The sequence below is a fragment of the Brevibacterium sp. LAARM2_SD2 genome, assembly GCF_057364785.1.
In genome coordinates, this window is sequence record NZ_JBNFOM010000016.1 from 50,448 (window position 1) to 75,516 (window position 25,069).

The 25,069-nt window shown below is 68.9% G+C and carries 21 protein-coding genes and 1 pseudogene; 14 read left to right on the top strand and 8 right to left on the bottom strand.

All coding sequences use genetic code 11. From position 1 onward, the window contains the following. The first annotated feature begins 116 nt into the window (after positions 1-116). Complete coding sequence (ilvC, locus tag AC2W7K_RS11415; protein ID WP_137826545.1) at positions 117-1,148, top strand: ketol-acid reductoisomerase; 1,032 nt, start codon at positions 117-119, stop codon at positions 1,146-1,148. A 66-nt stretch (positions 1,149-1,214) separates the two neighbouring features. Here the strand turns inward: ilvC and AC2W7K_RS11420 are convergent, their stop codons facing one another. The 5 genes from AC2W7K_RS11420 to AC2W7K_RS11440 all read right to left on the bottom strand — a co-directional run bounded on the left by AC2W7K_RS11420 (position 1,215) and on the right by AC2W7K_RS11440 (position 6,677). Next, positions 1,215-2,936, bottom strand: a complete 1,722-nt coding sequence (locus AC2W7K_RS11420) for an ATP-binding cassette domain-containing protein (RefSeq protein WP_198499215.1) — start codon at positions 2,934-2,936, stop codon at positions 1,215-1,217. A 4-nt stretch (positions 2,937-2,940) separates the two neighbouring features. Then, positions 2,941-4,611, bottom strand: a complete 1,671-nt coding sequence (locus AC2W7K_RS11425) for an ABC transporter substrate-binding protein (protein ID WP_198499214.1) — start codon at positions 4,609-4,611, stop codon at positions 2,941-2,943. Between the two features lie 67 nt (positions 4,612-4,678). After that, a complete protein-coding gene (locus AC2W7K_RS11430; RefSeq protein ID WP_198499213.1) occupies positions 4,679-5,677 on the bottom strand; it encodes an ABC transporter permease in 999 nt (332 codons plus the stop codon). Then, complete coding sequence (locus AC2W7K_RS11435; RefSeq protein ID WP_486006198.1) at positions 5,674-6,450, bottom strand: ABC transporter permease; 777 nt, start codon at positions 6,448-6,450, stop codon at positions 5,674-5,676. Before AC2W7K_RS11435 ends, AC2W7K_RS11430 begins: the two co-directional genes overlap by 4 nt. Then, the gene (locus AC2W7K_RS11440) at positions 6,447-6,677 is read right to left on the bottom strand and encodes a hypothetical protein (RefSeq protein ID WP_486006199.1); all 231 of its coding nucleotides are present in this window, start codon (positions 6,675-6,677) and stop codon (positions 6,447-6,449) included. Before AC2W7K_RS11440 ends, AC2W7K_RS11435 begins: the two co-directional genes overlap by 4 nt. A 207-nt stretch (positions 6,678-6,884) precedes the next feature. Between AC2W7K_RS11440 and AC2W7K_RS11445 the strand changes: the two genes are divergently transcribed. From AC2W7K_RS11445 to AC2W7K_RS11455, 3 genes and pseudogenes are all read left to right on the top strand, one after another. Next, the gene (locus tag AC2W7K_RS11445; RefSeq protein ID WP_198499211.1) at positions 6,885-8,177 is read left to right on the top strand and encodes a GNAT family N-acetyltransferase; all 1,293 of its coding nucleotides are present in this window, start codon (positions 6,885-6,887) and stop codon (positions 8,175-8,177) included. Positions 8,178-8,315: 138 nt separating this feature from the next. Further along, a pseudogene (gene serA, locus AC2W7K_RS11450) lies at positions 8,316-9,907 on the top strand (phosphoglycerate dehydrogenase). A 178-nt stretch (positions 9,908-10,085) separates the two neighbouring features. Beyond that, a complete protein-coding gene (locus AC2W7K_RS11455; protein ID WP_198499209.1) occupies positions 10,086-10,691 on the top strand; it encodes a DUF805 domain-containing protein in 606 nt (201 codons plus the stop codon). Between the two features lie 14 nt (positions 10,692-10,705). Here AC2W7K_RS11455 and AC2W7K_RS11460 read toward each other — a convergent pair whose 3' ends face one another. Beyond that, the gene (locus tag AC2W7K_RS11460) at positions 10,706-11,164 is read right to left on the bottom strand and encodes a nuclear transport factor 2 family protein (protein WP_198499208.1); all 459 of its coding nucleotides are present in this window, start codon (positions 11,162-11,164) and stop codon (positions 10,706-10,708) included. 62 nt (positions 11,165-11,226) lie between these two features. On the opposite strand from AC2W7K_RS11460, the gene AC2W7K_RS11465 reads away from it, so the two are divergent. Further along, on the top strand, positions 11,227-11,829 hold the full coding sequence (locus AC2W7K_RS11465; protein WP_486006200.1) for a TetR/AcrR family transcriptional regulator: 603 nt from the start codon (positions 11,227-11,229) through the stop codon (positions 11,827-11,829). A 10-nt stretch (positions 11,830-11,839) separates the two neighbouring features. Here AC2W7K_RS11465 and AC2W7K_RS11470 read toward each other — a convergent pair whose 3' ends face one another. Together AC2W7K_RS11470 and AC2W7K_RS11475 are read right to left on the bottom strand one after the other, a co-directional pair. Further along, positions 11,840-12,475 carry a phosphatase PAP2 family protein gene (locus tag AC2W7K_RS11470; protein WP_232623641.1) on the bottom strand — a complete coding sequence of 212 codons (636 nt, stop codon included), beginning with the start codon at positions 12,473-12,475 and terminating at the stop codon, positions 11,840-11,842. Between the two features lie 103 nt (positions 12,476-12,578). Continuing rightward, a complete protein-coding gene (locus AC2W7K_RS11475; protein WP_198499205.1) occupies positions 12,579-13,430 on the bottom strand; it encodes an HpcH/HpaI aldolase/citrate lyase family protein in 852 nt (283 codons plus the stop codon). Between the two features lie 233 nt (positions 13,431-13,663). On the opposite strand from AC2W7K_RS11475, the gene AC2W7K_RS11480 reads away from it, so the two are divergent. The 9 genes from AC2W7K_RS11480 (at position 13,664) to AC2W7K_RS11520 (ending at position 25,027) form a co-directional block, all read left to right on the top strand. After that, on the top strand, positions 13,664-14,704 hold the full coding sequence (locus AC2W7K_RS11480; RefSeq protein ID WP_198499204.1) for a 3-isopropylmalate dehydrogenase: 1,041 nt from the start codon (positions 13,664-13,666) through the stop codon (positions 14,702-14,704). Positions 14,705-14,903: 199 nt separating this feature from the next. Next, positions 14,904-15,995 (top strand): branched-chain amino acid aminotransferase, encoded by a 1,092-nt coding sequence (locus AC2W7K_RS11485; RefSeq protein WP_198499203.1) that lies wholly within the window; start codon positions 14,904-14,906, stop codon positions 15,993-15,995. A 193-nt stretch (positions 15,996-16,188) separates the two neighbouring features. Further along, complete coding sequence (locus tag AC2W7K_RS11490; protein ID WP_198499202.1) at positions 16,189-17,775, top strand: MFS transporter; 1,587 nt, start codon at positions 16,189-16,191, stop codon at positions 17,773-17,775. Positions 17,776-17,984: 209 nt separating this feature from the next. Next, positions 17,985-19,601, top strand: coding sequence for an HNH endonuclease (locus tag AC2W7K_RS11495; RefSeq protein WP_198499201.1), 1,617 nt, complete (start codon positions 17,985-17,987; stop codon positions 19,599-19,601). Between the two features lie 181 nt (positions 19,602-19,782). After that, positions 19,783-20,427, top strand: a complete 645-nt coding sequence (locus tag AC2W7K_RS11500; RefSeq protein ID WP_198499200.1) for a GNAT family N-acetyltransferase — start codon at positions 19,783-19,785, stop codon at positions 20,425-20,427. Positions 20,428-20,507: 80 nt separating this feature from the next. Further along, the gene (locus tag AC2W7K_RS11505) at positions 20,508-22,748 is read left to right on the top strand and encodes a prolyl oligopeptidase family serine peptidase (RefSeq protein ID WP_198499199.1); all 2,241 of its coding nucleotides are present in this window, start codon (positions 20,508-20,510) and stop codon (positions 22,746-22,748) included. A 49-nt stretch (positions 22,749-22,797) separates the two neighbouring features. Beyond that, positions 22,798-23,877 carry a lipoate-protein ligase small subunit gene (gene lplB, locus AC2W7K_RS11510; RefSeq protein ID WP_198499198.1) on the top strand — a complete coding sequence of 360 codons (1,080 nt, stop codon included), beginning with the start codon at positions 22,798-22,800 and terminating at the stop codon, positions 23,875-23,877. After that, entirely contained in the window at positions 23,856-24,596 is a 741-nt protein-coding gene (locus AC2W7K_RS11515) for a Type 1 glutamine amidotransferase-like domain-containing protein (protein WP_198499197.1), read from the top strand. The genes lplB and AC2W7K_RS11515 overlap by 22 nt, the downstream gene beginning before the upstream one ends. Further along, the gene (locus tag AC2W7K_RS11520) at positions 24,593-25,027 is read left to right on the top strand and encodes a hypothetical protein (protein ID WP_198499196.1); all 435 of its coding nucleotides are present in this window, start codon (positions 24,593-24,595) and stop codon (positions 25,025-25,027) included. The genes AC2W7K_RS11515 and AC2W7K_RS11520 overlap by 4 nt, the downstream gene beginning before the upstream one ends. The last annotated feature ends 42 nt before the right edge of the window (positions 25,028-25,069 follow it).

A 25,069-nucleotide genomic window follows, 5' to 3' on the forward strand; every position in this document is an offset into this window, starting at 1 on the left:
TCTGAGGGTGGCCGACGTTCCACGCCGTGGAACACCGACCGTCTCAATGGGTGAGCAACTGTACCGAACTGTGAAACAATGGGGTGAGCACCCCGAAACTCTAAGGAGCAGCAACAATGGCAGCAGAACGCTTTTACGACGACGATGCCGACCTGTCCGTCATCCAGGGCAAGAAGGTCGCCATCATCGGCTACGGAAGTCAGGGCCACGCCCACGCACTGAGCCTGCGCGACTCCGGCGCGCAGGTCCGCGTCGGACTCAAGGAAGGCTCGTCGAGCCGGGACAAGGCCGCTGCCGAAGGGCTCGAAGTGGGCACCCCCGCCGAGGTGGCCGCCTGGGCCGATGTCATCACCATCGCCGCCCCCGACCAGGTGCAGGCGGAGATCTTCGAGAAGGAGATCAAGGACCAGCTCGCCCCGGGCAAGACGCTCGTCTTCATCCACGGCTTCAACATCCGCTTCGGCTACATCAAGGCCCCCGAGGGCGTCGACGTCGTCATGATCGCGCCCAAGGGCCCGGGCCACGTGGTCCGCCGCGAGTACGTCGACGGCCGCGGCGTGCCCGTGCTCGTCGCCGTCGAGGTCGACGCGACCGGACACGCCTGGGAGCTCGCCCTCTCCTACGCGAAGGCGATCGGCGGTCTGCGCGCCGGCGGCATCAAGACGACGTTCACCGAGGAGACCGAGACGGACCTCTTCGGCGAGCAGACCGTGCTCTGCGGCGGCGTCTCCCACCTCGTCCAGTACGGCTTCGAGGTCCTCACCGAGGCCGGCTACCAGCCGGAGATCGCGTACTTCGAGGTCCTCCACGAGCTCAAGCTCATCGTCGACCTCATGGTCGAGGGCGGCATCGCCAAGCAGCGCTGGTCGATCTCCGACACCGCCGAGTACGGCGACTACGTCTCCGGTCCCCGGGTCATCACGCCCGAGGTCAAGGAGAACATGGAGAGCGTCCTCGTCGACATCCAGAACGGCACCTTCGCCGAGCGCTTCATGACCGACCAGAAGAACGGCGGCGAGGAGTTCAAGTCGCTGCGCGCCAAGGAGGAGAAGCACCCGATCGAGGCCACCGGCCGGGAGCTGCGGAAGATGTTCGCCTGGCTCAAGGACACCGACGACGACTACACCGAGGGCACTGCCGCTCGCTGAGAGTGACGAGTGCGAGAAGGCGCCGCCGGAGGGATTCCGGCGGCGCCTTCGTCGTCGTGGCGGGTTCTACGCGGCGAGGCGGGCGGCGCGCCTGGCCGCCTGGATGCGCGGATCGGGCACGGGCGCGGATTCGATGAGGCGGCGCGTGTAGGCCTCGCCCGGATCCGTGAGCACCTGAAGGCTCGGGCCCTGCTCGACGATGCGACCGTCCTTGAGGACGACGACGTGACTGGCGAGCTGTTCGACGACGGCGAGATCGTGGCTGATGAACAGGCACGCGAAGTCCAGCGACGCATGGAGCTCACCGAGGAGGGCGAGCACCCCGCGCTGCACGGAGACGTCGAGCGCCGAGGTCGGTTCGTCGGCGATGAGCAGCTTCGGGCGCAGCGCGAGGGCACGGGCGATCGCCACGCGCTGCCGCTGTCCGCCGGAGAGCTCGTGCGGGAAACGGGCGGCGAAGTCGGTCGGCAGCTGGACGTCGGCGAGCAGCGCATCGACCCGGGCGTCGATGTCACGGCCGCTGAGATCCGTGTGCACCCTCAGGGGTTCGGCGATCTGCGACCCGACCGAGCGTCGCGGATTGAGCGAGCCCCGCGGGTCCTGGAAGACGACGCCGACCTCGGCGCGCAGCCGGCGCTGGCGGCGGTTCGGGCGGGTGGACACGCGCTCACCGGCGACGAACGCCTCGCCCGAGGTCAGCGCCTGACCACCGGTGAGGACGTTCGCGATCGTCGACTTGCCCGACCCCGACTCCCCGACGAGACCGGTGATCTGACCCGCCGGGATGACGAGGCTGACGTCGTCGAGCGCGGTGACCTGGCGGCCGGACGAACGATGGACGACGGTGGCGTCGCGAAGTTCGGCGGCGGGAACGGTGCCGGCGGGAACGGCGTCCGCGGCGGGCTCGGGGTCGTCCGGGCGCGCGGCGGACGGTGTCTGCGCATCGACGACCGCGCTCAGCCTCGGCACGGCGGCGAGCAGCTGCTTCGTGTAGTCCGAGGCGGGACGGTCGAAGATGTCCTCGACGGACCCGGTCTCGACGATCCGCCCGTCCTTCATCACGGCCACCCGGTCGGCGATGTCGGCGACGACGCCCATGTCATGGGTGATGAGGAGCACGGCCTGACCGGCCTGGGCCTGGGCGACGAGGAGGTCGAGGATGCCCGTCTGCACGGTGACGTCGAGGGCCGTCGTCGGTTCGTCGGCGATGAGGACCTGCGGGGAGTTGATCGTCGCGAGCGCGATCATCGCCCGCTGCAGCTGACCGCCGGAGAGCTCATGCGGGTAGGCCTCGGCGACCGTCTCGGGATCGGGCAGGCCGACCGCGCTCAGCTGCGCGAGCACACGCTGCCCGATGTCCCCGCGCCCGGCCCCGCCCGCACCGTCGCTGCCGGCGTGGGCCCGGACCGCCTCGGCGATCTGATGGCCGACCCGGAACATCGGATTGAACGCGCTCATCGGCTCCTGGAAGACGACGCCGACCCGCTCGCCCCGGATCGGACGCAGCTCCGCGGAGTCGAGACCGACGAGCTCGATCGCCCCGGTCAGCCCCACCCCGCCTCCGGCCGGGCCGGCGGGATCCCAGAGCACCACGGATCCGGCCTGGCTCGCGCCGGGCACGAGGCCGAGCGGAGCGAGCGCGGTGACCGACTTGCCCGACCCCGATTCGCCGACGAGGGCGAGGATCGACCCGGGGACGAGGTCGAAGGACACGTCCCGGGTGACGGTGCGGGCACCGAAGGACACCGAGTAGTCGCGGTAGCTCAGGGCGGGGGTGGTCGCGCTCATCGGGTCAGCCCTTCAGCGAGGCCTTGAAGTACACGGGGTAGGCCGGGAACTCGCCGATGATGAAGTTCTCGACGTTCGAGCCGTGGAGGAACGAGTTCCGGTTGTACGTCAGCGGCACGATCGGCGCGTCCTCCATGATCCGCTTGTCGGCTTCGGCCCAGATCTTCTCGGCCGCGGCCGCATCGACAGTCCCGGTGGCCTGCTGGATGAGGTCGTCGACCTCGGGGTTCGAGTAGCGGGAGATGTTGTAGTTGCCGCCGCCGATCTGCGAGGAGTCGAAGAGCGGCTGGATGTTGCCGAACGGCGACGGGTAGTCCGGCTGCCATGAGGTCAGTGCGAGGTCGTAGTCGCCCTCGTCGTTCGTCGCATCGGCGGAGAAGGTGTTCGTGTCGACGGACCTGATCTCGACGGTGATGTCGACCCGGGCCAGTGCCTGCTGGATCGCCTCGGCCTGGGCGACGTCGGTGGCGGAGTTCTTCGTCAGCAGCGTCAGCGGGCCGAGGTCGGCACCGGACTCGGCGAGGAGGGACTTCGCCTTCTCGACGTCACCCTCGGGACCGGCAGGGTAGAGGTCGTAGTCGACGCGACCGGGAATGCCGGGGGTGATGAGCGTCGTCGCATAGTCACCGGAGATCTCACCGCCGCCGGCGATCCGGTACGTGTTCTTGTCGACGGCGTAGTTGATCGCCTGCCGCACCTTGAGGTCCTTGAGCCCTTCCCGCTCGGTGTTCATCGCGAGGTAGGACAGGGCGCCGGGCCCCGAGGTGACGAGCCTCGACTGCGCGTTCGGGTCGTTCTGGACCTGCGCGAGCTGCGAGGCGGGGACGAAGCTCGCGGAGAACCCGTTCTTCGCGTCCCCGGAGTCGGAGATGAGCGCCTGCGAGGTCACCGAGGCGTCCTGGCCGAGCTTGAACACGACCTGGTCGGGGCCGGCCGTGCGGACCGGATCGGTCTCCTCATTCCACTGGTCGTTGCGAGTGAGCACCGCCTCGGCGCCGGACTGGTTCGACTCGACCTTGTACGGACCCGAGGCGACGGGATCGAGGCCGTACGTGCCGGGGTCGTCGCTGCCCTCGGGCACGGGGGAGAAGGCGGGCATCGAGACGATCCACGGGAAGTCGCCGAACGTCGAGTTGAGGCGGAAGACGATCGTCTTCTCATCCGGTGTCTCGATCGAGGCGAGGTCGTCCCCGGTGAACGGGCCGGCGTAGTCGTCGCCGCCCTCGATGAGGCCCTTGTGGTAGCTCAGGCCGCCTGAGAGCTCGGTCGAGAACGACCGCTCGATGCCGTACTTGATGTCGGCGGTCGTGATCGGGTCGCCGTTCTCGAACTTCAGCCCGTCCTTGAGGGTGAACGTCCACGTCCTGCCGTCGTCGCTGACCGTGCCCGTGTCCGTGGCGAGGTCGGGCACGACCTCGCCCGGCTGGTCGGGCTGGATGTCCCACGTCGTGAGCCGGCGGTGGACGAGGGAGAGCGAGGTGATCGCGAGCCCCTGGCTCTTGCCGGGGTCGAAGTCGATGTCGGGGTCCTCGGAGAAGATGTTGAGGGTCCCGCCCTTCTGCGTCTCGCCGAGCGTGTTGCCCTGCGAGTCGTCGTTGAGTTCGGGATTCGCGTTGCACCCGGTGAGGACGAGCCCCAGGGCGAGGGTGGCGGCGAGGAGGCCGAAGCGCTTCATGATGGTCCTTTGCGTGAGATGAGCGGAGAGGGGGTGAGGAGGAGCCGTGGGCGGCGACAGTGCGGGATCATGCGCGTGCTCCGATCCGCGGGTCGAGGATCGAGTAGCTGAGGTCGGCGAGCAGGTTCGCGATGATGACGACGGCGGCGGCGAAGAGGGTGACGCCGACGATGACCTGGATGTCGAGGCTCGACACCGACTCGAGCAGCAGGGTGCCGACCCCGCCGAGGGCGAAGACCTTCTCCGTGATCACCGCTCCGCCCAGCAGGCCGCCGATGTCGATGGCGAACAGCGTCGTCAGCGGCACGACGAGGTTGCGCAGGCCGTGCTTGCCGACGACGACGGTCTCGCTCAGGCCCTTCGCGCGGGCCGTGCGGATGTAGTCCTGACTGAGCACGTCGAGCATCTGCCCGCGGGTGAGCCGCGCGTAGATCGCGCCGTTGGCGATCGCGAGCACGATCCACGGCAGGATGAGGTGGAAGGCCCACATTAGGGGGTTCTCCGTGAGCGGGACGTAGCCGCCGATCGGGAGGACGTTGAGGGTGAACCCGAAGAGGAGGACGCCGAGGAGGCCGAGCAGGTACGTCGGTGCGGAGATTCCCGTGATCGCCGCCCCCATGACCGCGGAGTCGGTGAACCGGCCGCGCCGGAGTGCGGCGATGAGTCCTGCCGCGATCCCGCCGATCGCCCAGAGCACCGCGGCACCGAGGGTGAGGGAGACGGTGATCGGCAGCCGCTGGAGGATGAGGTTCGTCACCGAGTCCCGCAGCCGGAACGAGTACCCGAAGCACGGGGCATTGCAGTGGATCGCCGCCGCTCCCTCGCCGAAGGTCCGCCCGCCGATGATGCCGGCGAGGAAGTCGAAGAGCTGCTTCCACCACGCCTGGTCGACGCCGAGGTAGGCCTCGACCTCGGCGAGGCGCTCGGGGGAGCAGGGTTTGCCGCACGAGAGCTGAGCGGGATTGGTCGGCATGAGGTAGAAGATCGCGAAGCACGCGGCGGCGATGATGATGAGGACGACGACGGCCCCGAGGATCCGGGACGCGGCGAACTTCACGCGGTTCACGGCTGGCCTCCTGCGCTCATCGGGTCGATCCTCGGGGTGTCGGGGCCGCGGTCAGGGGTGCGGTCGGCACTGCGCTCGGGGCCCTGTTCGGCGGTGGGGTCGAGGGCGTCGCGGAGTCCGTCGCCGAACATGTTGAACCCGAGCGTGACGAGGAAGAGCGCCATGCCGGGGAAGATGAGGTACATCGGGTCGACCTGGACCCAGGAGATCGCATCGGAGATCGACCGGCCCCACGACGGGGTGGGCGGGTTGACGCCGACGCCGAGGAAGGACAGGGCCGCCTCGGCGCCGATCTTGCCGGGAATCGACACGGTCGTGAAGACGATGATCGTCGCGGCGAGGTTCGGGAGGATCTCGCGGACGAGGATGCGCGCGCTGCTCGTGCCCTGCGCGGCGGCGGCGCGGACGAACCCGCGCTCCTTGAGCGAGAGCGTCTCGCTGCGGACGACGCGGGCGACCGGCGGCCAGCCGAAGAAGCCGATGACGAGGATGAGCAGGAGCGGGCGCGGGAAGCTTGCGGGCACGGTCGCCGAGAGCGCGATGGCGAAGATGAGGAACGGGAAGCCGAAGACGATGTCGGTGAACCGGGAGAGCAGCCGGTCGGCGAGGTGCCCGTAGAAGCCGGCGATGAGTCCGATCGCCACGCCGACGATGACGGAGACGAGCGTCGCGGCGAGTCCGATGAGCAGGGAGACCTGCGCGCCGTAGGAGACGATCGCGAAGAGATCGCGTCCGGTGCGGGGCTCGACGCCGAACCAGTGCTGAGCACTCATCCCGCCCAGCGGCCCGGCCGGGCGGTGTCGGGGGCGAGCAGCTCGGGGTTGTAGGCGTAGGGGCTGTTGCCGGTCAGGGCCGCGAACACCGGGGCGAGGACGGCGAGGAGGACGAAGAACACGACGAGCCCGAGGCCGATCATCGCTGGTCGGGAGCGCTTCAGTCGCGCCCAGACGGTGTCTGTGCGGGGCGCGCGTCCCGGCCGCTCGGGCGGGGCTGCTGTCATCGTGGTCCTTCGATTCGTGGTCGGTCGGACGGTGGGCTCGGTCGCGTCCGGGATCGCCGAACTGCTCAACAATTATGCGCCTGATCGTCGTCTGAGCAAACTCATGAAGTTCCGTGACAGTAGCGCAGTTTCCTCCGTTCGTCACCAGGGGCCCCGGTGCTAGAGTCGCAGGCAGGGAACCCTGGCCGACTCGAGGAAGACGACACCGTGACGAACTACCGATTCGAGAGCTTCACTCCCGCCTTCGACGAGTCCACGGGGGAGCCGGATGCCAGGACGAAGGGCTACTTCGCGTCGACGAGCGTGGGGTTCCACGACTCCCGGTCGACCGATGCGGCGCTCAAGGCCCGTGTGCAGCGGGCGATCGACGACGATCGTCGTCTCACCGCGGTCTACGCCGATAACGAATACGACTATGCGCTCGACGCCGACATCCCCGTCGCGACCTTCGCGTGGTTCGAGAAGCTCGTCAACGTCGGTGCCGGGCGGCTCGTGCCTGCGCACCTCATCACGTGGGTGACCGTGCGGCCCACCCATCGCCGCCGGGGCCTGCTCCGGTCGATGATCACCACCGACCTCGCCGAGGCGAAGGCCGCCGGCTACCCGTTCGCGGCGCTGACCGCGACCGAGGGCGGGATCTACTCCCGCTACGGCTTCGGCGTGGCGACGTGGTCGCATGCGATCGAGGTCGACACCTCGCCGGGCTTCCAGATGATCCGCGAACCCGACCGGCGGGTGGAGATGTGTCTGCCGAGCGTGCTGCGCGAACTCGCGCCGAAGATCTACGGCGAGTTCATGAAGACCTCGCCGGGGGCGATGGAGCGGCAGCAGACCTACGTCGAACGGGCCACCGGCGCGCTCAACACCGAGACCGGAGAGGCCGATCGCGGAGTCCGCGCCGCCCTGCACTTCGGGGAGGACGGCGAACCCGACGGCTACGTCTCCTACAAGTTCGCGGGCTGGTCGACGACCCCGCCGACGATCGAGCTCATCGACTTCGTCGCCGTCACCGACGCCGCGTACGCCTCCCTGTGGTCCTTCCTCGCCGCGATTGACCTCTCGACGCGGGTGAAGTTCGGCGAATCCGCCGAGGACTCGCCGCTGCCGTGGCTGCTCACGGACTCCCGCCGCGTGAAGACGACGTCGACGGAGGACAACATCTGGATCCGGATCCTCGACGTCAGGGCCGCCCTCGAGGCCCGCGCATGGTTCGTGCCCGGCACTCTCGTCCTCGACATCGACGATCCGCAGGAGCTCACCGGGGGACGCTTCCGCGTCACCTCCGACGGGCAGAGCGCCGTCGTCGAACCGGTCTCGGAGGCGACGCCGGCCGACCTCAGCCTCGGCATCGCCGAACTCGGCTCCCTCTACTTCGGCGGGGCGGACCCGGTCATCCTCGTCCGCGCCGGTCGCATCGAGGAGAACGTGCCGGGAGCCGCCGTCCAGGCGAAGTCGATGTTCGGTCTCGAGCGGATGCCGTACTCGCCGAACGGATTCTGACGCTGAGGCGCCTCGAGGTGCTCCAGGTGTCCAGGGTGCTCGGGGCGCGGACGGTGTTCCCAGATCCTGAGACTTTGTGAAGGTATTCACGCAGTCTCATATGATGAGCCCGTCCCGGTTCCCTGAAGGAGTAACTCAGTGCCCAAGCCCATCGTGCTCATCGCCGAAAACCTGTCACCGGCCACCATCGACGCACTCGGAGGCGACTTCGAGATCCGTCACACCGACGGCGCTGACCGCTCCCGCCTGCTCACCGACATCGTCGACGCCGATGCGATTCTCGTCCGCTCGGCCACCCAGGTCGACGCCGAGGCGATCGCCGCGGCCGCGCACCTCAAGGTCATCGCCCGCGCCGGCGTCGGCCTCGACAATGTCGACGTCCCGGCCGCCACCTCGGCGGGTGTCATGGTCGTCAACGCCCCGACGTCGAACATCATCTCCGCCGCCGAGCTGACGATGGCCCACATCCTCGCCTCGGCCCGGTACTTCGGCGCCGGCAACACCTCGCTCAAGGCGGGGGAGTGGAAGCGCTCGAAGTTCACCGGCGTCGAACTCTACGAGAAGACGCTCGGCATCATCGGCCTCGGCCGCATCGGCGGTCTCGTCGCCGAACGCGCGAAGGCCTTCGGGATGCGCCTCGTCGGCTACGACCCCTACATCACGCAGGCGCGCGCGCGCAGATGGGCGTCGAGGTCGTCGACCTGCCGGGGCTGCTCGCGGTCTCCGACTTCGTCACCGTCCACATGCCCAAGACGCCCGAGACGATCGGGATGATCAGCACCGAGCAGTTCGCGCTCGCGAAGCCGGGCGCCCGCTTCGTCAACGTCGCCCGCGGCGGCATCATCGATGAGGAGGCGCTCGCCGAGGCGGTCGCCGCGGGCACCGTGGGAGGCGCCGGCATCGACGTGTGGAACGTCGAACCGCCCGAGCCGTCCGCGCTCATGGACCTCGACGCCGTCAACGTCACGCCCCACCTCGGCGCGTCGACGGTCGAGGCCCAGGAGAAGGCCGGGGTCGCGGTCGCGAAGTCCGTGCGCAAGGCGCTCGCCGGTGAGCTCGTCCCCGACGCCGTCAACGTCGCAGGCGGGGCGATCCACGAGGACGTCCGTCCCGGGATCCCGCTCGCCGAGCGCCTCGGCCGGGTCGTCAACGCCCTCGCCGAATCCTCGGTCACGCACTTCAAGGTCGAGGTCAACGGCGAGATCGCCGACAAGGACGTCTCCGTCCTCAAGCTCTCGGCGCTCAAGGGCCTGTTCAAGGACGTCGTCTCCGACCAGGTCTCCTACGTCAACGCCCCGCTGCTTGCCGAGGAGCGGGGGATCGGGGTCGAGCTGACGACCGATCCGTACTGCGAATCGTTCCGCAACATCACCCGCCTGACCGCGACGACCGGGGACGGACAGCGGATCACCGTCGCCGGCACCGTGACGGGTCCGAAGCTCGTGCAGAAGCTCACCGAGGTCGACGGCTTCGATCTCGAGATCGAGCTCACCGACAACCTCCTCATCTTCCGCTACGAGGATCGTCCGGGCATCATCGGTCAGCTCGGGCTCGCGCTCGGCGCCAACGAGATCAACATCGCCGGCATGCAGGTCTCACCGTCGTCGGAGGACAACGAGGCGCTCTCGGTCATGGCCGTCGATTCGGCGGTGCCCGAGGAGGTCGTGCGGGCCGTCGCCGGCGCAGTCAACGCCTCGGCGTTCTCCGCGGTCTCGCTCGACGAGGACTGAGCGGACCCGACGCAGACCACACTCGGTGCCCCGTATCCGCGCAGGCGGGTGCGGGGCACCGCTATGATGGTCAGCGCACATCGAAACCCTCGGTGACTGCATCGACCATCGCCGGTCCCGCGCTGGTCGTCCTCGGGTGGCCTGCGTCGGGCCGGTTCCACTCCCATGAAGGAACCCGATGACCAACTCCCCCCAGTCCCCTCTGCCCGCTCCCGGGCAGGACACCCACCAGGCCCCGGTGGCCGGCACGGCCGCTGCCGGCAGCCTCGGCGATCTCGCGCTGCCGCTGCGCGGTGCCCGTCCGAAGCAGGCGGTCTCCCGCTTCCTCAAGAAGTACTCCGTGTTCTCCGGCCGTGCCTCCCGCAGCGAGTTCTGGTGGGTCTACCTGTTCGTCGCCATCGCCATGGCGATCCCGTATGCGCTCATCATCATCGGCATGTCGATCGGCCTCGCGTGGGCGGCCGCGAACCCCAAGATCACCGAGTTCGGGGTCGATCAGACCACCGGTGAGGCGATCACCCTCGAACAGTCCCCGGGCATCATGAACCACGCGCCGGCTGCGACACTCATCTGGCTCGGTCTCGCGCTCCTCGTCGTCGTCTTCCTCGCCGTCATCGTGCCGATGCTCGCGCTCATGGTCCGCCGTCTCCACGACGTCAACATGCCCGGAGCGCTCCTCTTCATCGCGCTCGTCCCGTTCGCCGGGCCGCTCATCGTCCTCGTCTTCATGCTGCTCGAGGCCAAGCCCGAAGGCGCGCGCTTCGACGCCGTCGGCGCGCACTGAGGCCGACTCGCCGGTCAGGGCGAGTCCGTGATCGGCGCGGCCGCAGCGTCCGGATTGCCCGCGGCGGCCACCTCGGCGAGCGCGCGCTGGAGGACCTGCAGGTCCTCGAGCGTCTCGACCGCGATGATCCGCCCCCACCGCAGGGTGAGGAACTGGAACATCGTGTTCTCGTAGCGGCCGCCGCCGGGCAGTGAGCCCGAGACGCGGGTGCGCACGGCGATCCGCGTGTGCCACGGTCCGCCGTCGACGATGACGTCGTCGACGGCGAACCGGGCGTCGGGCAGGATGCTCGTCACCCGCTCCCACCAGCGGATCATCGCCTCCCGGGTGGTGCGCCGACCGCCGAGCGCATGGTCGCCGTGGAAGACGTCGACGAAGCGCGGGGCGAGGCTGTCGACCATGGGCATGACCTGACCGCGGCTGATCTGGTCGAAGACCGCGCGGATGCGGGCCCTGACGATGCGCTTGTACATGGGAACCCCTCACCGGCGACCAGGGGTCGTCCGCATCGATTAACGTTACTATTGGTTACACTATGAGCCGAACCGGTCGCCCGCGCAAGAGCGCAACGGAATCCGAGATCGTCAGCGCCCTCACCGATCTCGTCATCGAACGCGGCTACGCGTCCGTCACCGTCGATCTCGTCGTCGAGCGGGCGGGCACGAACAAGCCCGCCTTCTATCGCCGGTTCCGCAATCTCGCCGAGGTGGTGCCGCTCGTGCCCACCGCCCGCCACGGCACGGACACCGACATCGACACCGGCAGCCTCGCAGGCGACCTCACGGAGGTGCAGGCTCGGCAGCAGCGGCTCTTCACCGACCCCGTCGTCACCCGCGGCTTCGCCGGATGGGCCGCTGACATCGCCGGCGATGTGTCCGGCGCGGCGGCGTTCTTCGACTCCTACCTCTCACCGAGGCGGCAATTCACGCGAGTCATCCTCGCCCGGGCCGTCGACCGCGGAGAGATCGCCCCCGGTGCCGACCCCGACTGGCTCGCCGATCTCCTCACCGGGCCGCTCCTCATGCGCTTGGTCCTCCCGGGCCTGCCGCCGATCGACGACCGCCTCGTCGCGCAGACGGTCAGCGCCGCCCTCGACGTGCTCGGCGCTGCCGGGGCGGGGCGGACGGAGAGGGGCTAGCGGAGAGGGCCTAACGGAGCAGCAGCGGTGAGCGGGTGCGCAGACCGATCCACGTCCACAGGGCATCGGCGAGGATCGCGGCGGTGAGCCCGACGAGGACGCCGGCGATCGTGTCGGTGAGCCAGTGGACCTGGAGTGCGGTGCGCGACCACATCATCGCGAGCACCCAGCCTGCCGCGAGCAGCAGCGACCAGTGGAAGCGGAGCCGCAGGGGATCGGCACGGGTGCTCGTCGCCGCCCGCGTGACGATGAGCGCGAGCCCGAAGGCCAGCGCCGCCGCGCCCATCGAGTGACCGGACGGATAGGAGTAGCCCAGCGACGAGTAGAGCTGATCGCCCGGGCGGGCCCGTTCGACGAGCAGCTTGATGAGCTCGGAGAGGCCGACGCCGAGCAGCATCGTCGTGACGATGACGACAGCGGCACGGAACCGGCGCAGCAGGATGAAGATCGCGGCAGCCAGCGCGGTGCACATCATCGCCCCGTTGCCGCCGCCCACCTCGGCGAGGGTGACCGCGACCCAGTACGGCACCGAATCGAGCGGCACCTTGACGAGGTGGGCCCACCACACATCGAGCGGGGTCGGCCCGGTGTGGGTCAGGCGCAGCCAGAGGCCGAACGCGCCGACGAGGAGCATGGCCGGCAGCACCGACCACAGCGCCCACCGCGGTGTGGGGGCGACTGCGGACGGTGCTGGGAGGGCAGACGGGGGTTCGGGGCCGGTTGCCCGGCCCCGGGCGCATCGGCGCTGATCAGGCGTTCCAGAGACCGTAGGTGTCGGCGAGCGACGCGATCTTCTTCGCGCGCGCCAGACGCGGCAGGTACGAGCCGTCGGTGATCTCCGTGCCGCCTTCGGCCGCCGCGAGCATCTGGCGGGCCCACGTGCGCTCGTCCTCGCTCGGGCTCATCGCCTCGTTGAGGGCGTTGACCTGGTCGATGTTGAGGACGAGCTTGCCCGTCATGCCCATGTTGTGGGTGACGTCGGCGTCCTCACGCACCTGCTCATCGCTGGCGTCGGCGGCCGAGGGGCCGTCGATCGCGCCGGGCAGCCCGCCCATGCGCGAGGCGATGGTCAGGCGCGACCGGGCGTACGCGAGGGCCATCGGATCACCGGAGAATCCGGTGTCCTTGCGGAAGTCGTTCGTGCCGAAGGCGAGGCGGAAGGTGCCGGGCGCCTCGGCGATCTTCGTCGCGTTCTCGACGCCGCGGGCGGATTCGAGGAGCGCGAGCACGGGCAGGCCGGCCTTCGCGCGCATCGCGGTGTAGGAGACCTGCTCGGGGCGCTCGGTCTCCGGCAGCATGACCCCGCGCAGACCGGGCAGCATGGCGACGGCCGCGAGGTCGTCGTCCCAGAACTCCGACTCCATCTTGTTGATCCGCACCCACGCCGACATGCCGGACTCGAGGGCGCGGACGACGTTGTCGCGGGCCTCGAGCTTCTTGTCCTCGGCCACCGAGGCCTCGAGGTCGAAGATGACAGAATCGGCCTCGGACGCCTGCGCGGGTGCGAACAGAGCCTCCTTCGCCGCATTGACGAGCAGCCACGAGCGGGACAGCTTGGCGGGGAGGGAGGCGGCGCGACGATTGCGGATCGTTTCTGTCAAGGATCGACTTTCTCTCGGAAGCGGTGAGTCGGCGAGTCTGCGGCCGCGGTCGAGTCGCGACGGCTGACCACCATTTTCGTCGGTCGACCAAGGATTTTGTAGCCGCAGACGAAGATTGAGACGTGAAATTGTCCACGTTCGGACCTGTGGGAGGATCGGGAGGCGCCGAGGCGATCTGTTCACATAGTGATATGGGCTGGTTGCATGATGAGATGGGCTCTAGTCTGGCGGGCATGAAGACGTACTCCATAGCGGTCATGCCCGGCGACGGAATCGGCACCGAGGTCGTGCCGGAAGGGCTCAAGGTCCTCCAGCGCGCGATCGAGCTCTCCGGGGAGCCGGTCGCCCTCGAGCTCACCGACTACGAGGTCGGGGCCAAGCGCTGGCACGAGACGGGCGAGACGCTCACCGATGACGAACTCGCGGCCCTGCGCAACCACGATGCGATCTTCTTCGGCGCGTGCGGCGACCCGAGCGTGCCCTCGGGAGTCCTCGAGCGCGGGGTCATCCTCAAGATGCGCTTCGGGCTCGGCCACGCCGTCAACCTCCGTCCCGCGAAGCTCTTCGCCGGCGTCGAGAGTCCCCTCGCCGCCCGTCCCGCGATCGACTTCGTCGTCGTCCGCGAGGGCACGGAGGGCTCGTACACCGGCATGGGCGGCTCCGTGCGCACGGACACCCCGCACGAGGTCGCGACCGAGGTGTCGGTCAACACGTGGTACGGCGTCGAGCGGGCCGTGCGCGATGCCTTCGAGCGGGCGCAGGCCCGGCGGAAGAAGCTCACCTACGTCCACAAGCACAACGTCATGGTCCATGCCGGGCACCTGTGGCGCCGTGTCGTCGAGAAGGTCGGCGAGGAGTTCCCCGAGGTGGCCGTCAACTACGAGCACACCGACGCGTGCACGATCTACATGGTCACCGACCCCGAGCGCTACGACGTCATCGTCACCGACAACCTCTTCGGTGACATCCTCACCGACCTCGCCGCCGCGGTGACCGGGGGCATCGGCCTGGCCGCCTCGGGCAACCTCAACGTCGAGGGCACCGCGCCGAGCCTCTTCGAACCGATCCACGGTTCGGCGCCGGACATCGCCGGCAAGCAGATCGCCGACCCCACCGCGTCGATCCTCTCGGGTGCGCTCATGGCCTCCCACCTCGGACTCGACTCCGTGGCCGCCGCGATCGAGACGGCCGTCGAAGCCGATCTCGCCGAGCGCGACGGCACCCCGCGGACCACCGCCGAGGTGGGTGACGCGATCGCCGCCCGACTGGGGTGAACCGGGCGGCCGGGCCCGCGGGATGGATCGTTCGGGCCCGCCGGGACGGGCCCCGGGCGCCCGCCGGGGACACAGGTCACCTCGTCGCGGAGGGACGCCCCGCCTCGGCGCGGTGGGAGTCGACCCCCGATGGATGACCGGGTCGTCGGATGGACTACCCTGAGACGTGTTACGCCTCACAACTGGGAAAGAAGCTCTGATGACTGAATTCGCCGTCCTCAAGAACATCCAGCCGCAGCCTGAGCTGGTGCGCGAGGACATCAAGAAGGATCCCGGGTTCGGGCAGTACTTCACCGACCACATGGCCCACATCCGGTACACGAACGAGGACGGGTGGCAGGCCCACCAGGTCGAACCCTACGGTCCGATCGTCCTCGACCCGGCGGCCGCGGTCTTCCACTACGCGCAGGAGATCTTCGAGGGCCTCAAGGCCTACCGTCACGCGGACGGCTCGGTGTGGACGTTCCGCCCGGATCGCAATGCCGTGCGCATCAACCGCTCCGCCGAGCGCCTCGCGCTGCCGCAGCTGAGCGAAGAGGACTTCATCAACTCGCTCAAGGCGCTCGTGTCGACGGATGAGGCGTGGGTGCCGACGCCGGGCACCGACGGTGACGAGTCGAGCCTCTACCTGCGTCCGTTCATGATCGCCTCCGAGCGGTTCCTCGGTGTCCGGGCGAGCCACGAGGTCGACTACTACGTCATCGCCTCGCCTGCCGGCCCCTACTTCGCCGGCGGCATCAAGCCGGTGTCGATCTGGCTGTCGAAGAAGCTCAACCGCGCCGGCTCCGGCGGCACGGGCTTCGCGAAGTGCGGCGGCAACTACGCCTCGTCCCTCCTCGCCCAGCAGGAGGCGGCGGACAACGGCTGCCAGCAGGTGCTCTTCACCGATGCCGAGGAGCACAAGTACATCGACGAGCTCGGCGGCATGAACCTCATGCTCGTGACGAAGGACGGCAAGCTGCTCACCCCCGAGCTCAGCGACACGATCCTCGACGGTGTGACCCGGCGGTCCCTGCTCGACCTCGCCCCCGACCTCGGCCTCGAGCCCGTCGAGCGGCCGATCACCATCGAGGAGTGGCGTGAGGGAGCGGAGAACGGCGACATCGTCGAGGCATTCGCGTGCGGCACCGCCGCCGTCATCACGCCGATCGGCAAGCTCGTCTCCGACGAGTTCACGATCGACCACGGCGACGAGCCCGGGGAGAAGACGATGGCGCTGCGCAAGGCGCTGCTCGACATCCAGTACGGTCGCGCCGAGGACAAGAACAACTGGCTCGTGCGGCTCGCGTGAGGAGCTGAGCGCCACCTGCTCTCCGGGGGCGGATCCGGCTCGATGACCATCGTGGTCGCGAGCGGGATCCGCCTCTGTGCATATCAGGTGGGATTGGGTCCGGCACGCGTCGAGCGGGGTATCGCCCTGGCGCATATCCCGCCGCCGGCGCATGTTTTGCGCATCTGTGCGTTAAACGTTGTACTGTGTCCTCGTGACAGCCGCAGCCTCGACCTCGACGCCCACCGCCTCTGACGTCATCGCGAACCTGCCGTGGAAATGGAACACGCAGGGCGCGATCTTCCTCATCGGCGGTCTCGGCTTCATGTTCGACGCCTGGGACGTCGCCCTCAACGGATTCCTCATCCCCCTGCTCAGCGAGCATTGGGACCTGAGCGTCGGCGAGGCGGCATGGATCGCCACGGCCAACCTCATCGGCATGGCCCTCGGTGCCTTCGTCTGGGGCGGCATCGCCGATGTCATCGGCCGCAAGAAGGCATTCACGCTCACGCTCCTCGTCTTCTCGATCTTCACCGTCGCCGGAGCATTCGCGCCCGAGTTCGGGTGGTTCATCGCGTTCCGGTTCCTCGCCGGGTTCGGGCTCGGCGGATGCATCCCCGTCGACTACGCACTCGTCGGCGAGTTCACTCCGAGCAGGCACCGCGGACGCGTCCTCACCGCGATGGACGGCTGGTGGCCGATCGGCGCCTCACTGTGCGCGTTCGTCTCCGCGTGGCTGCTGACCATGGGCGATTGGCGGCTCATCATGCTCGTCATGATCATTCCCGCCCTGCTCACGGTCGCCGTGCGGTTCGGAATCCCCGAATCACCTCTCTATCTCGCCTCAGTCGGGCGCACAGCCGAGGCCGACGCCATCATCGCCAGGCTCGTCGAGCGCACGGGAGCGAACGTCACGACCTGGACGCACGACGTGCCAGCCGCGGTCTCCGCCCGCGACGGCCACGACAGCCTCGGCGAGGGGACCGGGCACCGCACCCAAGCTGATCGCACCCGGACTGACCACACCCGGACTGACGCTGCCGTTCTGCGGGAGGACGCGGCGATCACGCAGGGCAACTCCGCGGGCAGGCAGGGGGATCCTGCGGTCACCCCGGGTGACTCCTCGGGCATGGAAGGGAACTCCGCGGGTCTCATCACCTCCGTCAGTGGTCAGCTGCGGGCTGCCAGCGGTCAGCTCGTTCAGCTGTGGCAGTACTCGGCGAAGACGACGCTGGTGTCGTGGGCGCTCTTCGTCTCCGTCCTCCTTGTCTACTACGCGGCACTGACATGGCTGCCGGGGATCCTCAAGAAGCAGGGACTCGGCGACCAGGCGGCCTTCCTCGTCACCGGTGCGATGACCGCTGTCGGCATCCTCGGTGTCGTCGTCTCTGCGCTCGTCGTCGAGCGGCTCGGGCGCAAACTGGTGCTCGGGGTGACGGCGATCGTCTCGGCAGGTCTCCTCGTGTGCGTGGCCGTCTTCATCGAGGCCTCCGGATCGGAGCTGAGCTTCGCGGCGAAGGCGAGCATCATCGGCTTCGGATTCGTCATCCAGATCGCCATCCCGACGCTCTACACTTACGTCTCCGAGCTCTATCCGACCCGGCTGCGCGGCTCCGGCTTCGGCTGGGCGTCAGCGGCGTCGCGGATCGCCACCGGCATCGCCCCTCTGGTCTTCGGAGCGTTCATGTGGCCTGTGCTCGGTCTCGTCACGACGTTCGCCCTCACCGGGGTGCTCGTTGTCGCCGCCGTTGTGCTCATGGGGTTCCTCGCGCGGGAGACGACGGGGGAGAAGCTCGTCTGAGCCGGGCGTGACTGCCGATTCTGCGGTTGCTCCGGCGCGCCCTTGATTGCTGATGCTGCGACGCGACCGCGACTGTCGGTGCCGCGGCGACTCGGGTGAGAGGGGTGCCGGGCGTCCGACGCCCTGTCGCCCACTCCGTCGTCAGCGGACTGACCTGCGGTGACAGTGTTCGACGGGGTCGTGTCAGGACCGACCTCTAGGGTTGTGTCATGGAGTCGGAGACCGTTTCAGACGTCATCGCGGACATCGTCCGCTGGCGCGAAGCGCTGTCCGCCCTGCCTCCGGCGACGACCGAGCGTGAGGCGATCGAGCGGATCACCGCGCTCGAGGAGCTGACCTCGGCCGCCGCTGCCGCTCAGGCACGCGAGGCCCTCACCTTCGACATGCACCGCCGCAACCGGGAGGCCGAGGACGGTGTGCCCAGCGCACGGCAGGGCAGGGGAGTGGGCGCGGAGATCGGTCTCGCCCGCAAGGTGTCGCGTGCGCGCGGCAGCAAACTCATCGGATTCGCTCGCACCCTGCTCATGGACCTGCCGCACACGTACGCGGCCCTGTCGCAGGGAGAGATCTCGGAGGAGAAGGCTCAAGCCGTCGCGCGGGAGTCCTCCTGGCTGCCACGGGAGAAGAAGCAGGAGCTCGATGAGCAGATGGCCGATCGTCTCGCCGAGGTGGGGGTGGGGCGCCTCAGCAGCGAAGTGCGGATGCTGGCACAGAAGCTCGACCAGGTCGCGGCCGTCGACCACCTCGATCACTGCACGACCGAACGCCGCGTCACCGTCCGACCGGCTCCGGGCAACATGGCCTACCTCACCGCATTCCTGCCGATGCAGCAGGCTGTCGCCGCATTCGCGAATCTCTCGACATCGGCGGCAGCGCGAGTGGGAACCGGTGCATCCGGTGGCAGCACGCAGAGCCAGACGATGGCGGACCTGCTCGTCGAGCGCGTGACCGGGCAGGAGAGCGCCGATGCGGTCCCGCTCGACGTGCTCGTCGTGATGAACGACGAGACGATGTTCGACGCCGGCGACGACCCGGCGTGGCTGCCGGGATTCGGCCCGATTCCGGCCGGTGCGGCACGGTCGCTCATCGCCGAGAACGACGCGGGCGTGTTCCTGCGCAGGCTCTACACTCGGCCCGCCGATGGTCAGCTGGTCGCCATGGATTCGAAGCGCCGGGAGTTCGGGGGCCTGCTGCGCCAGATGGTCCTCGTCCGCGATGACGTGTGCCGGACTCCGTGGTGCGACGCCCTGATCAAACATGCCGACCATGCCACGCCTGTCGCTGATGGCGGAGCCACCACCTGGGACAACGCTTCAGGATTGTGCGCCGCCTGCAATTACACGAAGGAGCTCGCGGGGTGGAGGCACCGAGCCACCGCCGACGAACTCATCGTCACGACGCCGACCGGCCACCGATACACAGTGAGAACCCGCCCGATCGACGGTCGAAGATCGAGCGTCGGACGACAACCGAATGCCCGCGACCCGGGCGGCGAGAGAGAAGCAGGCGAGGCAGAAGCGCGTGGGAGTGAACTCGTCACGTCAGAGGTCTCGGAAGAGGCGAACTCACATGTCATCTGGCAGATCATCGAAGCATTTCCGGTGTCGCCGGAGTCCAGATGGCGCATCACCGGCGAGTTCACCGCGGCACTGACTCGAGGGGACCGGTCTGTCGTGACTCCGCACGATCGAGAACAGTCACCGGGTGGTCAATGCGGGACGTCGGGTCGGCGACGGCGGAGAGCGCCGCGAGCGAGTCGGCGGCCGGGGGAGAGCACGGTCGAGTCTCGGCTGGCCAGAGAGGTCGAGGCACGGACAGGTGCCTGATGACGCGCGGCTGTCGACCGGCAGCCCGATGTCGACCGGCAGCCCGATGTCGACCGGCAGCCCGATGTCAACCGGCAACCCGAAGTCGAATCGCAGCTCCCTGACGATTCTCTCGCCAGACTGCGACATCAGTTTGCCTGGTGTTCAGTGCAATGACTACTCAAGTCGTTAAGGTTGTAGTATGAACGACCTTCCCGGGACCGGGGCACCGACGGCCGCGGACGCAACACTGCCTGTCGAACTCGTGTGGGGGCTTCCCGGCGGCCTCGGCGACACGTGGGAGCCGGTGGCATCGGCCGCCGGCGTGCACGGTGTGCTTCCGCCCCCGGACGAAGTCGGCGAACTCTACGGCGCCGCCGCCGCAGAACCGCCGCTCAACGAGGATCCGAAGTACGCGGCGCACTTCGCGAAGGTCTACGACGCCTCGGTGCGCAAGGGCCAGGTCCTCACCGCCCTCGTTCGCTCGGCCGGCGACGGCAGACTCCGCGCGATCGCCTACGGCCACTTCTGGGCATGGCAGGAGCAGAACTACGAATGGGCCTACGAACTCCGCGACCGCCTCGGCGACGCCGCCCCGACGCTCGAATGGACATTCGCACTCAACCTCCTCGCCCGCGACCCTCGCCTGCGGGCCTCCGGCCTCGGGCGCATCACCCTCGTGACCTGGCTGAGCGCGATCGCCGGCTACGGCTGCTGGCTGCAGACCGATGACATCGACAGCCCCGCGCGCCGCCTCTACGAAAGTCTCGGCTTCACCGCGCTCGGGCACGGACCCCAGGCCCCCAACGGTCGCCCCGGCCTCGTCTTGCACCGCCCACCGCTGTGACCCCGCCGCTGTGACCCATACCACTTCGAGAGACGCGATCTGAGTCGAAAGTCACTCGGCTGAGCTGGCAGGATGGAAGCATGAACAGTGCTTCGCCGGAATCCAGTGTCCAGTCTCCCGAACCCGACGATGAGAACCTCTGGCTCGAGGCCATCGACGGCGATGAACAGCTCGCCTGGGTCCGCGACCAGAACGCTGCCACCCTCGAACACTTCCGCGACGGACTCTTCGACCAGATGTCCGACGAGATCCTCACGGCTCTCGACTCCGACGACCGAATCCCCATGGTCACCAAACGCGGCGACCACTACGTCAACTTCTGGCGCGACAAGGACCACCCGAAGGGCATCTGGCGCCGCACCACCTGGGACAGCTATGCCTCCGAGGACCCGGAGTGGGACGTCCTCCTCGACGTCGACGAACTCGCCCGCACCGAAGACACTCCATGGGTCTGGGCCGGTGCCTCGGTGCTGCGCCCCGACCACACTCGGGCCCTCGTGTCGCTCTCGCCCGACGGCGGCGACGCCCACCGGGTGCGCGAGTTCGACCTCGTGACGAAGACCTTCGTCGCCGACGGCTTCGACATCCCCGCCGCGAAGACCCGTTTCGCGTGGCTCGACGCCGACACGATCCTCGTGGCCACGGACACCGGACCCGACTCGCTGACCACCTCGTCCTACCCCCGCCAGGCTCGCGCCCTGCGCCGCGGGCAGGCGATCGCCGAGGCCCCCATCGTCGCCGAAGTGCCCCGCGACCACGTCGCGATCTTCGTCGGCAGCGACGTCGGCGCCCCGCAGCAGCGGACCCGCGACCGCGCCGTCGTCATCGACGCCATCGACTTCTTCAACTCGACGGCCAGCTTCATCGACCTCGACGACATCAGGGCCGACGGCGGCAGCCTGCCGGCGACCGCCTCGGCGTGGGAGGACGCCTGGATCAGCGTCGACGTTCCGACCGACGTCTCCGTCGGCGTCGACGACGACCACGTGCTCTTCCGGCCGCAGACGGCCTGGGATGCCGGGGACGTCGTCGTTCCCGCCGGCGGCCTCGCCGTCGCCCCCACCGCCGAGGTCAAGGCGGGCACGATCCGACCTCGCGTCATCTTCGCGCCCGACGACCACACCGCCCTGGGATCCTGGGCGAAGACCCGTGACTTCCTCGTCCTCGAACTCCTCCGCGACGTCCAGTCCGAACTCCTCGTCCTCGACCCCGCCGCCGACTTCGCGTCGACGCCGCTGCCGGGAGTGCCCGCGAACCACATGGTCAGCCTCAGCCCCGTCGACCCCGACGACGACGCGACGGCCAACGACTTCTGGCTCGTCAGCACCGGGTTCCTCACCCCGTCGACCCTGTCCTACGGCAGCCTCGGCGGCGCCCGCGACGCGGCAAGCACCAACCCTGACCCGGCAGGCACCGACCGCGACGCGGCAGGCACCGACGGCGCGGACACCGCCGTCATCAAATCCTCGCCCGCGCTCTTCCCCGCCACCGGATTCAGCGTCGAACAGCACTTCGCGACGAGCGCCGACGGGACCCGGATCCCGTACTTCCAGATCGCCGAGGAGGGACTCACCCTCGACGGCGCCAACCCGACCCTCCTCGACGGCTACGGCGGATTCGAAGTCAGCCGCACCCCCGTCTACTCGCCGATCGTCGGCCTCGGCTGGCTGTCGCGGGAGACGACGGGCGACTCGTCGCTGCCGGCGGGCAGGAAGGGCGTCTACGTGCTGGCCAACATCCGCGGCGGCGGAGAGTACGGTCCGGTGTGGCACACCTCGGCGATGCGGGAGAACCGGATGCGCGCCTACGAGGACTTCTCCGCCGTCGCCCGCGACCTCATCGACCGCGGCGTCACCCGCCCGGCGAACCTCGGCTGCGCCGGGGGATCGAACGGCGGCCTCCTCGTCGGGAACATGCTCACGCAGTACCCGGAGCTCTTCGGCGCCGTCTCCTGCGGCGTGCCGCTGCTCGACATGCGCCGCTACACGAAGCTGAGCGCCGGCTACTCGTGGAAGGCCGAATACGGTGACCCCGACGTGCCGGAGGACTGGGAGTTCATCCGCACCTTCTCGCCGTACCACCTCCTCGCCGCCGACGTCGACTATCCGCCGGTCCTCTTCTGGACGGCCACCTCGGATGACCGGGTCGGACCCGTCCAGGCGCGGAAGATGGCCGCCCGCATGCAGGCGATGGACATCCCCGACGTCTGGTTCTTCGAGGACACCGAGGGCGGGCATGCGGCGGCCTCGGACAACAAGCAGGCGGCGTTCGTCCGGGCGCTGAGCTACCGCTTCCTCTGGAGGTCCCTGACCGGACAGTGACCGAGTGACCGGACTGGCCGCCTCACGTGGGGCGGCGTAGCGTGGAACCATGACGAATGAGACCCAGCAGTTCCACGCCGAATACAAGGTGATCGGCGGCAAACTCGTCGTCGCCGACGTCGAGACCGACGGGCAGGTCATCACCGGCCTGCAGATCTCCGGCGACTTCTTCCTCGAACCCGAGGACGCCTACTTCGATCTCGCTCCCGCGCTCATCGGGGCAAGCGTCACCGCCGACAACACGCAGCTGCGCGACCGCCTCGACGCGGCCCTGGCTGCGTACGGGTCCGAACTCGCGATGCACGGCTTCTCCACCGCCGATGTCGCCACCGTCGTGCGCCGCGCCCTCGGCTCGGCCGCGAACTTCACCGACTTCGACTGGCAGCTCATCCGCGGCGACGTCCTGCCCACGCGAGTCAACGTCGCCCTCGACCAGGTCCTCCTCGAAGAGGTCTCCGCCGGTCGCCGGGCGCCGACCCTGCGGTTCTGGGAATGGGACGACACCGCCACCGTCATCGGCGCCTTCCAGTCCTACGCCAACGAGATCCGGCCGGCAGGCGTCGAGAAGTACGGTGTCGAGGTCGTGCGCCGGATCTCCGGCGGCGGGGCGATGTTCATGGAAGGCGGCAACTGCATCACCTACTCGATGTTCGTGCCGCCCTCGCTCGTCGCCGGTCTCGACTACCAGGAGTCCTACGTCTTCCTCGACCAGTGGGTGCTCGCGGCCCTGCAGGGTCTCGGCGTCGACGCGTTCTACAAGCCCATCAACGACATCTCCTCGACGGCCGGGAAGATCGGCGGTGCCGCGCAGAAGCGCCTGCGCGACGGCACGCTGCTCCACCACGCGACGATGAGCTACGACATCGACGCGGACAAGATGGTCGAGATCCTGCGCATCGGCGAGGCGAAGCTCTCGGACAAGGGCGTGGCGAGTGCGAAGAAGCGCGTCGACCCGCTGCGCAGCCAGACGGGGGAGTCCCGCGAGGCCATCATCGACACGATGGCCCGGACCTTCATCGACCGCTACGGCGCCACCGAGGACACGTACACCGAGGCGGAGCTGACCCGCGCGCGCGAGCTCGTCACCGAGAAGTTCGGCACCGAGGCATGGACGCACCGGGTCCCGTGAGCATGCCCGGCACGATCGTCGCCCTCGGCGGGGGCGGGTTCTCGATGTCCGAGACCGGGGAATCGGCGATCGACGACTGGCTGCTCGCGCGGGCCGGGGCGAACCGGCCAGGCCGCCTGCCCGCCGTCTGCTTCATCCCCACCGCCGCCGGCGACAGCCGTGACTACTGTGAGCGCTTCGAGGCGGCCTTCGCAGGCCGGGCGCGCACCCGCGTGCTCTCCCTGTTCGGGCAGAACCCATGGGACTACGCGCACCCGGAGATGCTGCTCGACATGGATCTCGTCTACGTCGGCGGGGGATCGACGGTCAACCTGCTCGCCCTGTGGCGGCGCCACGGCGTCGACACCGTGCTGCGCAGAGCCGCGGCCGACGGTACGATCCTCGCCGGCATCAGTGCGGGCGCGAACTGCTGGTTCGAGGGCTCCTCGACGGACTCGTTCGGTCCGCTCGCCCCGCTGCGCGACGGCCTCGGGTTCCTCGCCGGCAGCGCCTGCCCGCACTTCCACGGAGAGGAGGGCCGCGCCGACTCCTTCCGCACCTGGATCGGCGAAGGTGCACTGCCGGGGCCGGGGTACGGCATCGACGACGGCACGGCACTCGTCTTCGAGGACGGAACGCTCACCTCGGCGCTCACCGAGGAACCGGGCGCCGGAGCCCTCCTCATCGACCGCGCCTCCGAAACCCCCGTGGCGACGACCCGGCTGGGCGGGCCGACATGATCCGGCGGAAGCTCTCACCCGAAGAGCGCTGGGAGCGCAGCCAGCGGCGGGAGGCGATCGCCCTCATCGTCGTTTCGGGAGTCTTCGTCCTCTTCGGCGGAATCCTGGCCCTGACCGGCGAGGTCGTCGCGATCCTCGTCATCCTCTTCTTCTCCGGCTGCCTGCTCGCCGGCATCATGCGCCTGCCGCGGGTGAGTGCGCGCACCGCTCTGCTGGCCTGCATTCTCGGGTGCTTCGGCTTCGCGGCCGCGTGCGCCGGGATCCTCATCCTCGCCCTGACCGGAGTGCCGTTCGATTCCGCGTACCTCTCCCAGCGAACCCTCGCGCTTATCGCCGCGGTCGGCGTCGTGTTCTTCGGCGGGGGCGGCATCCTGCTGGCCGTCCTCGCCTGGCGGAACCGCTCCGGACCGAACGCATCACCGCCTCGGTGACTCTGTAGGATTGTGGCGAACGTCGTCCTCAACCTCCAAGGA

What these genes read in the sequence shown, in the direction of transcription:
- AC2W7K_RS11465 (WP_486006200.1), top strand. Translation starts at nt 11,227, where the DNA reads ATGAGCCGAACCGGTCGCCCGCGCAAGAGCGCAACGGAATCCGAGATC.
- AC2W7K_RS11485 (WP_198499203.1), top strand. Translation starts at nt 14,904, where the DNA reads ATGACTGAATTCGCCGTCCTCAAGAACATCCAGCCGCAGCCTGAGCTG.
- AC2W7K_RS11515 (WP_198499197.1), top strand. Translation starts at nt 23,856, where the DNA reads ATGGACGCACCGGGTCCCGTGAGCATGCCCGGCACGATCGTCGCCCTC.
- AC2W7K_RS11455 (WP_198499209.1), top strand. Translation starts at nt 10,086, where the DNA reads ATGACCAACTCCCCCCAGTCCCCTCTGCCCGCTCCCGGGCAGGACACC.
- AC2W7K_RS11460 (WP_198499208.1), bottom strand. Translation starts at nt 11,164, where the DNA reads ATGTACAAGCGCATCGTCAGGGCCCGCATCCGCGCGGTCTTCGACCAG.
- lplB (WP_198499198.1), top strand. Translation starts at nt 22,798, where the DNA reads ATGACGAATGAGACCCAGCAGTTCCACGCCGAATACAAGGTGATCGGC.
- AC2W7K_RS11495 (WP_198499201.1), top strand. Translation starts at nt 17,985, where the DNA reads ATGGAGTCGGAGACCGTTTCAGACGTCATCGCGGACATCGTCCGCTGG.
- AC2W7K_RS11440 (WP_486006199.1), bottom strand. Translation starts at nt 6,677, where the DNA reads ATGACAGCAGCCCCGCCCGAGCGGCCGGGACGCGCGCCCCGCACAGAC.
- AC2W7K_RS11420 (WP_198499215.1), bottom strand. Translation starts at nt 2,936, where the DNA reads ATGAGCGCGACCACCCCCGCCCTGAGCTACCGCGACTACTCGGTGTCC.
- AC2W7K_RS11500 (WP_198499200.1), top strand. Translation starts at nt 19,783, where the DNA reads ATGAACGACCTTCCCGGGACCGGGGCACCGACGGCCGCGGACGCAACA.
- AC2W7K_RS11520 (WP_198499196.1), top strand. Translation starts at nt 24,593, where the DNA reads ATGATCCGGCGGAAGCTCTCACCCGAAGAGCGCTGGGAGCGCAGCCAG.
- AC2W7K_RS11505 (WP_198499199.1), top strand. Translation starts at nt 20,508, where the DNA reads ATGAACAGTGCTTCGCCGGAATCCAGTGTCCAGTCTCCCGAACCCGAC.
- AC2W7K_RS11435 (WP_486006198.1), bottom strand. Translation starts at nt 6,450, where the DNA reads ATGAGTGCTCAGCACTGGTTCGGCGTCGAGCCCCGCACCGGACGCGAT.
- ilvC (WP_137826545.1), top strand. Translation starts at nt 117, where the DNA reads ATGGCAGCAGAACGCTTTTACGACGACGATGCCGACCTGTCCGTCATC.
- AC2W7K_RS11480 (WP_198499204.1), top strand. Translation starts at nt 13,664, where the DNA reads ATGAAGACGTACTCCATAGCGGTCATGCCCGGCGACGGAATCGGCACC.
- AC2W7K_RS11425 (WP_198499214.1), bottom strand. Translation starts at nt 4,611, where the DNA reads ATGAAGCGCTTCGGCCTCCTCGCCGCCACCCTCGCCCTGGGGCTCGTC.